We start from the raw sequence: 12,787 nt of genomic DNA on the forward strand, positions 1-12,787 counted from the left end.
TGGTCACACCGGTCCCCCCTGTCCCCCCTGCCTCACCAGCACGGCACCGGCCGAACTCACCCGGTCCTCACATCGCTGGCAACGACGCCCGACGACACGAGGGGCAACGACGAGCAACTCCCTCCAGCGGAGCCACACCCAATTGCGTTCGTGCGACCTGCCCCGAACCGTGGGCGGGAGCGAAAGGAGTCCTTGATGTTGAGCCAAGTTCGGGTGTTGGTGGTGGTCGGCATGCTCGTGGCCGCGCTGCTCGGAAGTGTCCGGGCGGTGAGCGCCGAGCGGGCTGGGCCGGGCGGTACATGTGAGCGCGGCGAGTTTTGCTTGTGGGCGAAGGAGGGCTATCGGGGAGAGATCGGCCGGGTGTCGCTCGGCTCGGCGAACCCGGGAGAGTGCGTGGCGGTGCCGGCGGGGCGGTCGTTCGCCAACCGGATGGCCCGGGACGTGACGGTTTACCAGGATGCGGAGTGCTCGACAGAAGGCGAGTTCGACACGTATCCGGGTGGCGGGACGTATGTGCCGGAGGCGCCGTACGTGGTGCGGGCGATCCAGATCTGGCCGGAGGTGAGCCGTGCAGACCGTCGTTGACACCCGGCCCGCCGCCACAACCCTGTTGGCAGGGCGCAGGCATGCCTGCAACAATGAACGCATGGCACAGGTAACCTGGCGCGCGCCCGAGGAGTTGGTGGAGCGGGTGCGGCTGGCCGCGAGGCGTGAGGGCCGGAGCATGAATGACTACCTGACATGGGTGCTGGACGCCGCGACCAACCCCGAGCTGGCCGGGGATGCGGCCGGACGGTTGCGGGAGCGGCTGGACCGCGCCGGGCTGCTGGCCATGAGTGGCCCCGCCCGGGCCCGGCCGGACGCCGCGGCGCTGGCGCAGGCGCGTGCGGCCGCCGGGACGGGGACCCCGATGTCCGGGCTGATTGGTGAGGGACGGGGTGGATGAGCGCGTTTGCTGACTCGTCCGCGCTGGTGAAGCTGTATGCGGACGAGCCGGGCCACCGGTTGGTCCGGTCGCTGCCGGTACTGGTCGTGTCCCAGTTGGCCAGGGTCGAGGTGCCGGCCGCGATCTGGCGCAAGAACCGGACGGGCGAGCTCACCGCCGCCCAGGCGGGGCTGCTGGTCGCCGACTTCGAGGCCGACTACTTCGGCACCGGCCGGGAACCGCCGCGGTTCCTGGTCACCGCCGTCTCGGGCGCGGTGCTCGAAGCGGCGGCCCGGGTGGCGCGGCTGCACGGCCTGCGGGCCTACGACTCGGTCCAGCTGGCCACCGCCCAGTTGGTGCTGGCCGCGGCGCCGGAGTGCCACACGTTCGCCGCGTTCGACGAGAGGCTGTGCGCGGCAGCCGGGGCGGAGGGATTCGACCTGTTACCACCCTGCTGAGAGCCCTCTCAGCGGCGGGAACGCGACGCGCCGGTTCGGCGTTGACCACCAGCAAAAGCGCGAGCTCGCGGAGCGGCCATGACGTCGGGCACCATGCTGGCCGGACCCCCGCCGGTCCGGCTCGGTTCCCGCCCGCGCCGTGACCGGGCAGCGACCCAGCGTGTCCTCTGTGGACCCGGCGCGGATCTGGTGTTCACTCGTGCGGTGAGCAGGAAACCGCCACCGGGCGAGGTGCCGCGATGACGGCCCTGGCCATCGTGCTGGCGGTGCTGGGCGCGGCGCTCAGCGCGGTGGGGATCCAGCTCCAGGCCGCGGGCGTGCGGGACGAGTCCCGGGACGACGGGCTGCGGCTGCGCGGGCTGGCCCGGTTGGCCCGCAACCGGGTGTGGCTGCTGGGTCTCGGTGTGCTGTCGGTGTGCGCCGTGCTGCAGATTCTGGCGCTCGCACTCGCACCGGTCACCGTGGTTGCGCCGATCGTCGTGCTGGCGCTGCCGGTCAGCGTGGTGCTCAACACGCGGCTCAGCGGGGCGCGGCTGGACGCGGCCGCCTCGCTCGCGGTGGTGGCGAGCTCGGGCGGGGTCGCGCTGTTCGTCGCGCTCGCGGCGGGGGCGGCGAAGCCGGTGGTGTTCGCCAGCGAGGACGTGCTGCAGGCGGTGGAGCTGGTGGCGCTGGCCGTGGTGCTGCTCGGGTTGACCGGCGCGGTGAGCCAGGGCGTCACTCGCTGCGTGGCGTTCGCCGCGGGCACCGGGTCGGCGTACGGCCTGGTGTCGGTGCTGGTCCGGGACGTCACGTACAGCTTTCAGAACGGCGGGCCGGGCGCCGTCCCGCCGCTGTCGGTGGCCGGCCTGGTGCTGGCGTTCGCCGGCGGTTCCTGGTTGCTGCAACTCGCCTACGCCAGCGGCCCGCCGGACGTGGTGGTCGGCTGCCAGACCGTGCTCAACCCGCTGGTGGCCACCGCGCTCGGGATCGGCCTGCTCAACGAGACGGTCAACGCCGGCGGGTGGCGCGGGGTCGGCCTGGTGGCCGGCGGGGTCACGGCCATCGTGGGCGTGATCATCCTGGCCCGGCACCGGCCCGGGGGCCGTCAGGTCCTGGCCGGCCAGGAACCGGGCGGCGAGTCCGGCAGTTCCTCCTCCGCCTCCTCGGTGCGGTAGACGACCAGCCCGCGGGCTTCGTAGTTGGCCAGTGCCGCCGGCCCGTCCAGCGTGCAGGTGTGCACCCAGACCCGACCGACCGGCGCCACACCCGCCCAGCGCGAGTGCAGCGTCCACGCCGACCGCAGTGCAACGGTCAGCAGGTGCCCGCCCAATCCGACGCCAAGAAACCCCGGCAGCAAACCGAAATACGCTAGCTCGATCGACAAAGAGTCCACACAGGACGATCCGCAAAGCTCGAAGTAGCCGGCCGGAGCCCCCCGCACCCACGCCACCCACAGCTCGGTCAGCGGCCGCTCGAGGTGCGCCACCCACTCCTCCCGCGACCACCCCAACCGGTCCAGCCAATACCAGTCGCCGCCCACCGTGGAATACAGAAAACGGGCGAACTCGGGCGCCGGCCGCTGCACCCGAACCACCTCGACCAGATCCAGCGGCAACCGCGCCGCCCGCACGTCCGCGGGCGACAACTGCTCCAGGTACGTCGTCCTCACCAGCACCAATTCATTCAAACATGGGCCGTAATGGCACCGATCGAACCCAAAGCGGGCGACAGTTGGCGAGGCCCCGCCGGGTTTCGGCGGGGCCAATGGGGATGTGATGGGCCGCGTGGTGTTACGGCTCGACAGCGAGTTGGCAGGCCCGGTCGGCGAATGGCTGCGGCAGCAGGGTCGCCGTCATCAGCGGCACGCAGAGGGCCAGCGCGGCCTCCTCCGAGATGGTGTCACCGATGGTCTCGGTGTTGGCGCAGATCTGTACGCGGGCGCTGGTGTCCTGGCCGATGTCCTCCAGGTAGGACACGCACGCCCCGGTGTCGGCGCTGGCGGTGGGGACGGCGAGCAGCATGGCCGCGACCGCGGTGGCAATGCTGCTGAGCACTCCGAGGATTCGCATGGGAGGAAGCATGACCGCAGCCGGCCGCGCGGGCGATCACCGATAGGCCTGAAATGTGGCGCCGATCGCGTGAACGGCATCCGGTTCGTGAACGACGTTCCGTAGAATCCGCTGCTTGGCCACCGTTACGCGGGCCGCGAATAACTCATCAGTGCGGCTGGGGCTGGCCGCGCTCTCCGTTGCGCAGGGCGGCGATCACCTCGTCGTCCCAGCGGTGTGTCCTGATCAGACGGTAGCGCTCACAGGCCACCCACATGTACGCCTCGGCGTCGGTGGCCGTGTCGAGCATGTCCGCCTCCCGAGTCATACGTACCACCGGGAGGAACTCCTCGTCGTACCACCGCTGCGCGACGGTGGCCCGGTCGAGGAACGCCCGCTCCTGCTGCATCAGCCGGAAGCCCCACGCCTCGATCGATTCTGCCAGCTCCGCGTAGTCCCACGGATCGGTCAGCATGACGGCGGCGCGGGCCTCGCCGGCGAGTGGGACCCGCTCGAGGAAGATCCGGCGGTAGTCCTTGATCAGCAGGTCGCGGCGGTGGCAGATGCCCGCTGCGGACAGTCGCGTGTGGACCACGGAGACGTAGGCGTCGATGACGGCCAGGTTCAGCGCCCGCGCGACCGAAACCCGGTGGTGGCCGTCGTAGACGAAGTGCATGTCGCCCACCCGGTACACCTCGATCGGCGGGATGGCCTCACCGCGCCGGTGCGCCAGCGCCAGCCGCTGCCAGCGTTCCCGCACCCGCCCCGAGGTCGGCCGGAACCGGCGGTCGAACTCCTTGCCGCGGTCGACACTCCCGACGATCGAGTCCACCGGGATGGTCTGCACGCCGATCCTGCGCTCACCCGCCCGGCCGAGCGCGCTGACCACCTCGTCGAACGGCAGCATCACGTCGACGTCGTCCGGCCCGTGCCGAAGCCAGGCGGCCAGCCGCGACAGCACCTGCGCCCGGCGGGCGCGGGCGAAGTCGTTCTGTGCGTCCGCCACCGAGAAACCGGTGTCAACCATCGCCGCCCTCCTTCCCGCCGGCCGCGATGTCCAGAATTCGGAACCCAACCGTGTTAACAACCAGGGTGTCACCGATATGCCGGTCCGGCACCTGAGTTCCGTACGGGTGGATGTGCCCGTGTAGCAGCAGTTTCGGGCGCATCCGGCGCACCGCGTCGTGCAGGCAGTCGAAACCGCGGTGGCACGGGTCCTCGGCGTCCCCGACCCCGCGCGCCGGGGCGTGGGTGAGCAGCACGTCGACGCCGCGCCCGTCCCGCAGCCGGCGCCGCGCCGCGGACCGGGCCACCCTCCGCATCCGCCGGGCCTGCTGCCGCTCGGTCCACTGGTTCGGCCCGTCGTTGTACCGGATCGACCCACCCAGCCCCGCGATCCGCAGCCCCGCCACATCCACCACCCGACCGTCCACATTGGTGCCACCGGCCGGGCCCGGCCACTGCGCCGGCAGTCCGCCGCGCAGCCACATACCCTGTCCCGGAGCGTATCCGGCGAGATCGGCGTCGTGGTTGCCGGGAACGAACACCATGGGTCGGTTCAGCGCGTCGGCGAGGAATTCGAGGTACTCGAACGGCAGATCCCCCGCGGCCAGGACGAGGTCGACCCGGTGCCGGCGAACCCCCGTGGTCCACAGGGTTTCCACCACCTCGTCGGCAACGGCGAGCACTCTTGGCACGATTCGAGCGTACGGTGCTCTCGGGCGTGTCGAACCGGTTACAGTCGGAGCTGGCGATCGGGTGATCGGGAAGGAAGCGGGCAGCATGGGTCACCACAGGCCGCACGGCAATCACCATCACCACCACGACCGTTACGTCACCGGCGACACCAACTGGGACAGCTACGAGCTGCCGCAGCTGGTCGCGATGGTGACCGACAAGGTCGACCTGCGGGCCATGGTGGCCCTGGCCGATGACTGGCGCACCACCGGGAACAAGGTGGTCGAGTCCAGCCACGAGCTGGCCGACGCGCTGGACGGGCTGATGGAGTTCTGGTCCGGCGCCGCGGCCGAGCAGGCCCGCACCGACGTCGCGCTGAACGCCCAGTGGCTGTCCGATCTGGGCGCCACCGCCTACGAGATCGGCACCCCGGTGGAGGAGTCCGCGGGCGCGCTGAAGGCCGCCCAGGACCAGATGCCCCTGCTGCCGACCGGAAACCCCGGCATCGCGCCCGGGTCCGCCCCGGACGGCGCGGCGGTCGCGGGTGACGCCGGCGGCCCGCTCGGCGAGGCCATCGGGGGTGCGGTCAACGGCACCGAGAGCGCCGCCGAGGCCCAGCAGCGGGAGGCCGACCTCAAGCGCCAGGCGGTGGAGACCATGCGCCGCTTCGAGACCGTGGCGATGGGCATCGACCAGGCCATCCCGCAGTTCGAGGGGCCGAGCACGGTGCTGCGCCCGCGGCCGGAACCCAAGCCACCTACCGCGCCGCCGGTCGGCACCACGATCACCTCGTCCACCACCAGCACGGTGCTGAGCTGGCAGGAGCTCACCGGTGTGGGCGGCGCCGGCCCAGCCACCTCGGACCCGCACGGCCACGGCCGGTCGGGCCTGGAGCGCGCGCTGCCGGTCGGCGCGGGCGCCGGGGCGGTCGGCGGGCTGAGCCTGCGCTCCGGACAGCCGGCGAGCGGATCAGGCGGCGGTCGCACGCCAGGAGCGGTGCCCGGCGCGGGTCCGGGTGCCGGTGCGGCGCCGAACCCGGCCGAGCGGGCCGCCGCCACCCTGCGGCAGGGCGCAGTTCCCGGCGGCATGATCGACCCGGACGGGCACGCCGGCGGCATGGGCGGGGCCGGCGCCCCGATGGGCGGCATGGGTGCCGGCGCGGGCGCGGGCATGGCCGGCGACCACCGCAGGCGCGTGCCGGTCGAGGCGGACGACCCGTTCGCGCTCGACAAGAAGGCCTCACCGCCGGTGATCGGGATCTAGGGGAGGTACGGCATGCCGAACGATCACGAACCGCCGGTGGACGGGACGCTGGCCGAGGGCCTCACCGCCCGGGCGGTCCCGGCACCCCCGCCGATGCCGACCGCGAGGGCCGCCGCGGCCAGCGCGGTACCCGCGCAGGCCGAGCCCACGGCGGCCAAGCCCGCGACCGGCGGGTGGGCGGTCGACGCGGACCGTCTGCGGGAGTTCGTCTACGCGATCGAGCGCGTCAAGGACAAGCTGTGGGACGTCCAGGCGCAGGTGGACCTGATGCGCTCGGCCGCCTTCACCCCGAAGCTCGGCACCAGCCCGGTGGCCCGGCAGCTCGAGCAGAAGTTCGCCGACCGGCTCGACACCCCGCTGGACAGCCCGGACCAACCGGCGGACGGCGGGCTGCGGCCGATGCTGGCCGAGGCCATGCGCCGGATGGAGGAGTTCGTGGCCGGTGCCGAGACGGCCGCGCGGAACTACCGCGAGGTCGACCAGGCGGCGGCGCAGCACCACTACGGCCCCTACGGCACGGGCGGCTGATGGGAGCGGTGAGCGGTTTCGACGCGTCGCTCGACGCGGTCGAGTTGGATCTCCTGTGCACGTTCGCCGGAGTGCCCGCGCCGTTTCCGCTGCGGGTTCGCTCGGCCGGGGCGACGGCGGCCGAGCGGCAGGCGATCTTCCGGGCCGCCCGGGAGCGGCTGGCCGCCCGCGGGCTGGCCGACGAGCGCGGACCGCGTGGCATCGCCGCGGTGTTCGTCCGCCTCCTCCGCGAGTGCCCGGCCACGCTGGACCTGACGCTGGCGATCGGCGCGGAACGGCTGGGCGCGGTGCTGATCGGCCGGGGCGACGAGGCGGTGCTGGCCGTCGCCGAGCTCACCCGGAACGACCCGCCGACCGGGATCGTGGCGCGGCACACCGACGACGCGGTGGACGAGCTGCTGCGGCTGATCCCCGAGCTCGGCGCGGCCATGCTCACGCCGTTCTCCTTGCCACGCAAGGCTTTGGTCGCGGTGTACCGGGTGCTGCTGGACCGCGCCGGCCGGGGTGCGGAGCTCGGCGGGCACGAGCTCGACGAGTTGCTGAGCACGCACGGTATCGACGACCGGCTGGCTCACCGGATGACCACGCAGCTGCAGCCGGTGCTGGGCAACGGCCAGGCCGGGCTCGCCGCGCGCCGGGGCTACGCGGGCGAGTGGCGCCGGGCCGGTGAGGAGCTGCGCTGGCTGGACACCGGGCACGGCCGGTTGAAGCTGGCCGGGACCGCGGAATGGACGAGCGTGAACCCGTTGTTCCCCAACGAGTTGTATTCGGCGATCCGCCGTTTGGCCGCCACCGTCCCATAGTTGGCCCCGACGTTCGTATGGGTTCACTCGAACGGCTGTCTGGTGACGGGGTGATCCGATAACGTAACGGTCGGAAGCGACGGTACGTACACACGAGCGGGGTCACCGGCATGGTCTTGCAAGAGCTGATCCATCGGGTGGTTGAGCTACAGCAGCAGGCGGCCGCGGCACGCGTCCAGGCCGAGAAGGAGCGCCGCCAGCGCCGGATGGAGAACGACCGGTATGTCACCGGCGGCGTCAACTGGAACGGCTACAGCCTGGAAGACCTGATCGGCATGGTGGCGGGCCAGGCGAGCCCGAAGCAGCTCGACGCGCTCGCCGACGAGTGGCGCACGCACGGCCAGTCGATCTCGACGGCGTCCGGTGACCTCCAGGGGTCCATGAACACCCTGATGAACTACTGGACGGGCGCGACCGCGGACACGGCGTCGGCGAACGTGACCAACAACGCCACCTGGATCGGCGAGATGGGTCAGACGGCGCAGGAGATGGCGGGCCCGATCCAGGACGCGGGCGGCGCACTGCAGTCGGCGCAGAGCACCATGCCGGGCAAGCCGCACGACAGCTGGCTGGCCGGAGCGGGCGGCGGGGCGGCCGCCGGGTTCATGGTCGGTGGCCCGATCGGCGCCGCGTTCGGTGCGGCCATCGGCGGCATCGCGAGCGCGTTCGGTTTCGGCAGCAGCAAGAAGAAGCTCAAGCGCAAGGCCGTGCAGACCATGGAGCGCTACGAGACGGCGCTGCTCGGCGTGGACGGCACCACCCCGCAGTTCGGCGGGCCGTCCGACGGCACCAATCCGGGTGGTGGCCCGAACCGTAACCCCGGCCCGGGGGTCGGCACGCCGACGCCGGGTCCGGTGCCGCCGGGCGCGACCAACCCGATCCTGGGGCAGGGTCCGGGCGCGACGACCCCGAGCGGCCTGCCGACCATCGGCGGTGGCGGTCCCGGCAGCCGCTGGCAGGACCTGACCCGCGGGCCCACGTCCGGCGGCCTGCCCACGCTGGGCACCGGTCCTGGTTCCGGTCCGGGACGCGGTCCCGGTCTCGGCGGCCTGCCGGGTGGGCTCTTCCCCGGTGGGCGCCCCGGTGTCCCGGGCGGCACCCGCGGCGGTCTCGGCGGGTTGCCCGGCAGCGGCCGGGGAACCGGGCCGGGCGGGCGAAGCGGCCGCGGGCTCGGCAGTGGCCGTGGGGCCGTGCCGCCGGCCGGACTTCCCGGGCGCGGCGGCTCGGACAGCGAGCGGGCGCGGCGGGGTGCCCGAGGTGGCACCGGCGGTCTGTTCCCGGAGGAGGAGGGGCGCGGTCGCGGTGGCCGCAGCACCGGTGGCCTTCCGCCCGGTGGTGGCCGGGGCGGGCTCGGCGACGAGCGGACCCGGGGCCGGGGTGGCCGGAGCGGCCTCCCTTCGGGCGCACGCGGGAGCGGACCGTTCGACGAGGAAGGGCGCGGCCGCGGGCGTGGCCCCGGCGGCGGCCTGCTGGACGAGGAGGCCCGGGGCCGTGGGCGCGGCGGCGTCCTGCCGGGTGAGGAGGCCGAGGGCCGCGGTCGTGGCCGAAGTGGTTACGGCGCGGGCGGCCTCGGGGCCGGCGGCCGGGGCGGCATCGGCGAGGAGGCCGAGCGTGGCCGCGGGCGGTTCGGCCGGGGCGGCGCGCTCGACCCGCACGGTGCGGGCGGCATGGGCGGCCCGGGGGGCGCCGGCGCCCGCGGCGACGAGGACGAGGAGCACCACCGCAAGTTCCCGGTCGAGGAGGACCCGTTCTCCGCCACCGACCTCAAGGCCGCACCCCCGGTGATCGGGCTGTAACAGGAGGAGGATCGTCGGATGCCAGTCAACGGCAGCGGGTGGCAGGTCGAGGCCAGCCAGGTGCGGGAGTTTGCGGCCGCGGTGGCCAAGGTCAAGGAGGACCTCAACAAGATCACCGGCGAGGTGAACAACCTCGCCAGCACGGCCATCCCGATGCTCGGCAGCAGCCCGGTGGGCACGGAGCTGTCCGAGAAGTTCAGCGACCGCATGGGAAGTGAGATCGGCCTGCGCGGGCAACTCCAGGTCGCGTTGCAGCGTATGGAAGAGTTCGTGCAGAGCGCGGAGCGGACCATCGCGGCCTACGAGGCGCACGACGTGGACAGCGCGCAGGGTCTCCAGTACAGCTAGGCCGGTGGTTTCCTCGATGACAGTTGGGACTGACCGGGGCGAGCTGATGCACCCGGTCGAGGTCGAGCTGCTGTGCGCGTTCGCCGAGGTGGACGCGCCGTTCCCGCTCGAGGTCCCGTCCTCCGGGCTGACCGAGGTCGAGCGCCTGGTGATGTTCCAGGGCGCGAGCCAGTTGCTGTCCGAGCGCGGCCTGGCCGACGAGGCCGGGCCGCTCGGCCTCGCCGACGATTTCGTGTACCTGCTGCGCAACGCCACCGGTGTGCTGGATCTGGTGCTGGCCAAGGAGAAGCCGGTGTTCGGCGCGGTCGTGCTGACCTACCGGGACGAGGCGCTGCTGGTCACCCAGGAACTCGGCACGCCCGACCGGATGATCCGGATGAAGGCGGTGTCGCTGGACGACTCGGTAGAGGACCTGATCGGGCTGATCCCCGGCCTCGCGGCGCCCTCCAGCACGCCGTTCAACCTGCCCCGGCAGGCGGTGGAGAAGGCGTTCCGCACCATGCTCGCCCGGGTTCCCGAGCCTGTGGTTGATTCGTCCGATGTAGACAGCACAGCGGAGATCCGGGTACCGGATCCGTTGTCCGCTGAAGAGATCGATGACCTGCTGCGCGCACACGGCATCGACGATCGGGTGGCCCGCCGCATGATCACGCACCTGCAGCCGGTGCTCGGCAGCGGCCAGGCCGGCGTGGCCAAACGCGACGAGACCGAGGACCAGTGGCGCCGAGCCGGCGAGGAGCTCCGCTGGCTGGACACCCCCCGCGGTCGCTACCGCCTCGCCGAGGACGGCGAATGGCTCAGCGTCAACCCGTTCGCCCCCGACGAGCTCCGCACCCGCCTCCGCCGCCTCGCCTCAACCATCCGCGGCTGATTACCTACCCGGCCGTGCCGCGCGGCACCACCCAGTGAGCCGGCTGTTGTGTTGGCCTCTGGCGTTGCCATGTTGGCGCGTGGCGTCGCTGTGTTGGCTGGTGACGTGGCTGTGTTGGCCGGGTGTGCGTCGGGGTCCGCCGTCGACGGTGTCCGGCGTCGTTGGTCATCGGCCAACACACCGACGCCAGAGGCCAACACGGCGACGTGGTGTGCCAATACAGCGACGTGGGAGGCCAACACGGTTACGAGGGCGGCTGCCGAACTAGTTGATCTAGGGAGGGGGCTCCGCGGCGCCAGCTTGTCCGCAAGGGAGAGCATGCCCTGCGCGACACCCCTGTCCAGAGTTTCGAGCGCGGCCAGGAGTTGAGCGCCTCGTGGGGGACTCTCGGCGACACGTCGGAGTGCGGCGTTCACGGTCTCCACTTTGGTGGTCGTGCCTAGGACCTGCTTCGCCCGTTCCAGCGCTTCGTCGTCCACGTCAATCACGGTCTGCACGCCACACCTCCTCGACTATGTCCGTGGCTACCAGCCTGGGCGGGCGTCGGGTTCCTGGGCGCGGCGGTTGCGGCGAATGGTGTGGACCACGAAGAGGGTGAGCAGGAGGACACCGAGGCCGCCGGCTGAGCCGAGGAGGGCGACGGTCATCGGGGCCCAGTCGCGGCGGGCTGCTTCGGGGACCTCCCAGGGGATGGTGATCGCCTTGTCCGCGGCGATGCCCTGCTCGCTGGGGATCTCCGCGGTGAGCGCGGCGATCGGGTTGATCATGCCGTAGCCGACCAGGCTGTCCCGGCCGCCGGTGGCCGCCGGGTGGGACGCGGTGACCTTGATCCGGTTCATCACCTGCCGGGCGTCCAGCTGCTTGTACCGGTCCCGGATCAGCGCGGCAAGGCCGGCCACGTACGGCGAGGCGAAGCTGGTGCCCTGGATCTCCGACTTCTTTCCGTCTCTGGTGGCCAGCCGGTTCGCCAGGCCCTTGTTGTTACCGGGGTCCAGCGAGGTGATCTCGGTTCCCGGCGCGGCCACGGTGACCCACGGGCCCTGCACGGAGAACTTCGCCGGGTCGCCGTTGCGCTCCATCGCCGCCACCGAGATCACGTCGTCGGAGAACCACGGCGGGATCACGATGGAGTTCGGCCGGTTCGGGTCCGGGCTGTCGTTCTGGTTCGGGCAGTTGGACTCGCCGGTGTTGCCGGCCGACGACACCGGCACCACGTCCTGCACCTCGACGGCGTACCGCAGCGCCGCCTGCACCTGCCGCTCGGCGAGGCTGATCGGCCCGAGGTCGGCGCGCCGGCAGTTGTCCACCGACATGTTGATCACGCCGTGCGGCACCGCGTTCGCCGCCCGCACGATGGCCTGGGCCAGGGTGATCAGGTTGCCGGCGGCCTCGCGCGGCTGGTCGTTCGGGTCGTCCCGGTTCTGCGGCTCGTAGTCGTAGTTGGCGCTGGACTGGCGGATGCTGATGATCGTGGCGTCCGGCGCGATGCCCTTGAACCCGATGCCGCTGTTCGCCGGCGGCTTGGCCGCGATGATCCCGGCGACCTCGGTGCCGTGGCCGTCGCAGTCGCGCAGCCCGTCGTCGTTCTGAAAGACGTAGTCGCCCCCGCCGGAGAGCCGGCCCTCGAAGAAATCGTGCCGGTTGACCCCGGTGTCGATCACCGCGACCTTCTGCCCGACGCCGGTGGCGAACCTGTGCAGCTCGTCGAAGCGCAGTTGGATCTGGCCCCACGGTTTGTTGGGCAGGTCGACGGTGTCGTTGAACGTCGTCACACACTGGTTCTTCTGCTTGTACGGCACATCCGGCTTGCCGAAGTCGGTCGGCGGCTCGGTGCCGGGCGGCAGCGGCGGCGGGGCGGCCATCGTGTCGCCCAGGTCGGCCGGGCCGGCGCTCGGCTGGGCGTACACCGGGGCCACCGGTACCAGCACGGCGAGCAGGCCGGCGACGGTTGCGGCGGCGAGCCTCGTGGTCGTGGCGAACCGCATCGCGCTACAGCCCGATGTCCATGTGCCGCAAGGTGCCGTACAGACCCATGACGGCCAGCGCCAGCGGGAGCACCACCGCGATGCAGATCGCCTCGATGATCTCCAC

The 12,787-nt window shown here is 72.2% G+C and carries 16 protein-coding genes; 10 read left to right on the forward strand and 6 right to left on the reverse strand.

What is annotated here, in order from left to right:
• Window positions 1–195: 195 nt before the first annotated feature.
• The 4 genes from VGR06_RS13240 (at window position 196) to VGR06_RS13255 (ending at window position 2,537) form a co-directional block, all read left to right on the forward strand.
• Window positions 196–585: a peptidase inhibitor family I36 protein gene (locus VGR06_RS13240; RefSeq protein ID WP_327559344.1), complete on the forward strand. Its 390-nt coding sequence runs from the start codon at window positions 196–198 to the stop codon at window positions 583–585.
• Between the two features lie 61 nt (window positions 586–646).
• Window positions 647–946: an Arc family DNA-binding protein gene (locus tag VGR06_RS13245; RefSeq protein ID WP_327559345.1), complete on the forward strand. Its 300-nt coding sequence runs from the start codon at window positions 647–649 to the stop codon at window positions 944–946.
• On the forward strand, window positions 943–1,383 hold the full coding sequence (locus tag VGR06_RS13250; RefSeq protein WP_327559346.1) for a type II toxin-antitoxin system VapC family toxin: 441 nt from the start codon (window positions 943–945) through the stop codon (window positions 1,381–1,383). The genes VGR06_RS13245 and VGR06_RS13250 overlap by 4 nt, the downstream gene beginning before the upstream one ends.
• 239 nt (window positions 1,384–1,622) lie before the next feature.
• Complete coding sequence (locus tag VGR06_RS13255) at window positions 1,623–2,537, forward strand: hypothetical protein (RefSeq protein ID WP_327559347.1); 915 nt, start codon at window positions 1,623–1,625, stop codon at window positions 2,535–2,537.
• On the opposite strand, the gene VGR06_RS13260 is transcribed toward VGR06_RS13255, so the two are convergent.
• The 4 genes from VGR06_RS13260 to VGR06_RS13275 form a co-directional block, all read right to left on the reverse strand.
• Complete coding sequence (locus VGR06_RS13260; RefSeq protein ID WP_327559348.1) at window positions 2,468–3,031, reverse strand: GNAT family N-acetyltransferase; 564 nt, start codon at window positions 3,029–3,031, stop codon at window positions 2,468–2,470. The genes VGR06_RS13255 and VGR06_RS13260 overlap by 70 nt on opposite strands.
• Window positions 3,032–3,152: 121 nt before the next feature.
• The gene (locus VGR06_RS13265) at window positions 3,153–3,431 is read right to left on the reverse strand and encodes a hypothetical protein (protein WP_327559349.1); all 279 of its coding nucleotides are present in this window, start codon (window positions 3,429–3,431) and stop codon (window positions 3,153–3,155) included.
• Window positions 3,432–3,579: 148 nt separating this feature from the next.
• Window positions 3,580–4,437: a chromosome partitioning protein ParB gene (locus VGR06_RS13270; RefSeq protein ID WP_327559350.1), complete on the reverse strand. Its 858-nt coding sequence runs from the start codon at window positions 4,435–4,437 to the stop codon at window positions 3,580–3,582.
• Window positions 4,430–5,107 carry a metallophosphoesterase family protein gene (locus VGR06_RS13275; protein WP_327559351.1) on the reverse strand — a complete coding sequence of 226 codons (678 nt, stop codon included), beginning with the start codon at window positions 5,105–5,107 and terminating at the stop codon, window positions 4,430–4,432. Before VGR06_RS13275 ends, VGR06_RS13270 begins: the two co-directional genes overlap by 8 nt.
• Window positions 5,108–5,192: 85 nt before the next feature.
• Here VGR06_RS13275 and VGR06_RS13280 point away from each other — a divergent pair, with 85 nt between their 5' ends.
• From VGR06_RS13280 to VGR06_RS13305, 6 genes are all read left to right on the forward strand, one after another.
• On the forward strand, window positions 5,193–6,350 hold the full coding sequence (locus tag VGR06_RS13280) for a hypothetical protein (RefSeq protein WP_327559352.1): 1,158 nt from the start codon (window positions 5,193–5,195) through the stop codon (window positions 6,348–6,350).
• A gap of 12 nt (window positions 6,351–6,362) precedes the next feature.
• Window positions 6,363–6,878: a hypothetical protein gene (locus tag VGR06_RS13285; RefSeq protein WP_327559353.1), complete on the forward strand. Its 516-nt coding sequence runs from the start codon at window positions 6,363–6,365 to the stop codon at window positions 6,876–6,878.
• 8 nt (window positions 6,879–6,886) lie between these two features.
• The gene (locus VGR06_RS13290; RefSeq protein ID WP_327559354.1) at window positions 6,887–7,681 is read left to right on the forward strand and encodes an ESX secretion-associated protein EspG; all 795 of its coding nucleotides are present in this window, start codon (window positions 6,887–6,889) and stop codon (window positions 7,679–7,681) included.
• A 137-nt stretch (window positions 7,682–7,818) separates the two neighbouring features.
• Window positions 7,819–9,477 (forward strand): WXG100 family type VII secretion target, encoded by a 1,659-nt coding sequence (locus VGR06_RS13295; RefSeq protein ID WP_327559355.1) that lies wholly within the window; start codon window positions 7,819–7,821, stop codon window positions 9,475–9,477.
• Window positions 9,478–9,495: 18 nt separating this feature from the next.
• Window positions 9,496–9,825 (forward strand): hypothetical protein, encoded by a 330-nt coding sequence (locus tag VGR06_RS13300; protein WP_327559356.1) that lies wholly within the window; start codon window positions 9,496–9,498, stop codon window positions 9,823–9,825.
• Window positions 9,826–9,841: 16 nt separating this feature from the next.
• Window positions 9,842–10,696, forward strand: a complete 855-nt coding sequence (locus VGR06_RS13305; protein WP_327559357.1) for an ESX secretion-associated protein EspG — start codon at window positions 9,842–9,844, stop codon at window positions 10,694–10,696.
• Here VGR06_RS13305 and VGR06_RS13310 read toward each other — a convergent pair.
• Both VGR06_RS13310 and mycP read right to left on the reverse strand, forming a co-directional pair.
• On the reverse strand, window positions 10,594–11,193 hold the full coding sequence (locus VGR06_RS13310; RefSeq protein WP_327559358.1) for a type II toxin-antitoxin system VapB family antitoxin: 600 nt from the start codon (window positions 11,191–11,193) through the stop codon (window positions 10,594–10,596). The genes VGR06_RS13305 and VGR06_RS13310 overlap by 103 nt on opposite strands.
• 27 nt (window positions 11,194–11,220) lie before the next feature.
• Window positions 11,221–12,681 (reverse strand): type VII secretion-associated serine protease mycosin, encoded by a 1,461-nt coding sequence (gene mycP, locus VGR06_RS13315; RefSeq protein ID WP_327559359.1) that lies wholly within the window; start codon window positions 12,679–12,681, stop codon window positions 11,221–11,223.
• Between the last annotated feature and the right edge of the window lie 106 nt (window positions 12,682–12,787).

It is taken from the genome of Actinophytocola sp., assembly GCF_036002505.1.
GTDB lineage: Bacteria > Actinomycetota > Actinomycetes > Mycobacteriales > Pseudonocardiaceae > DASYTH01.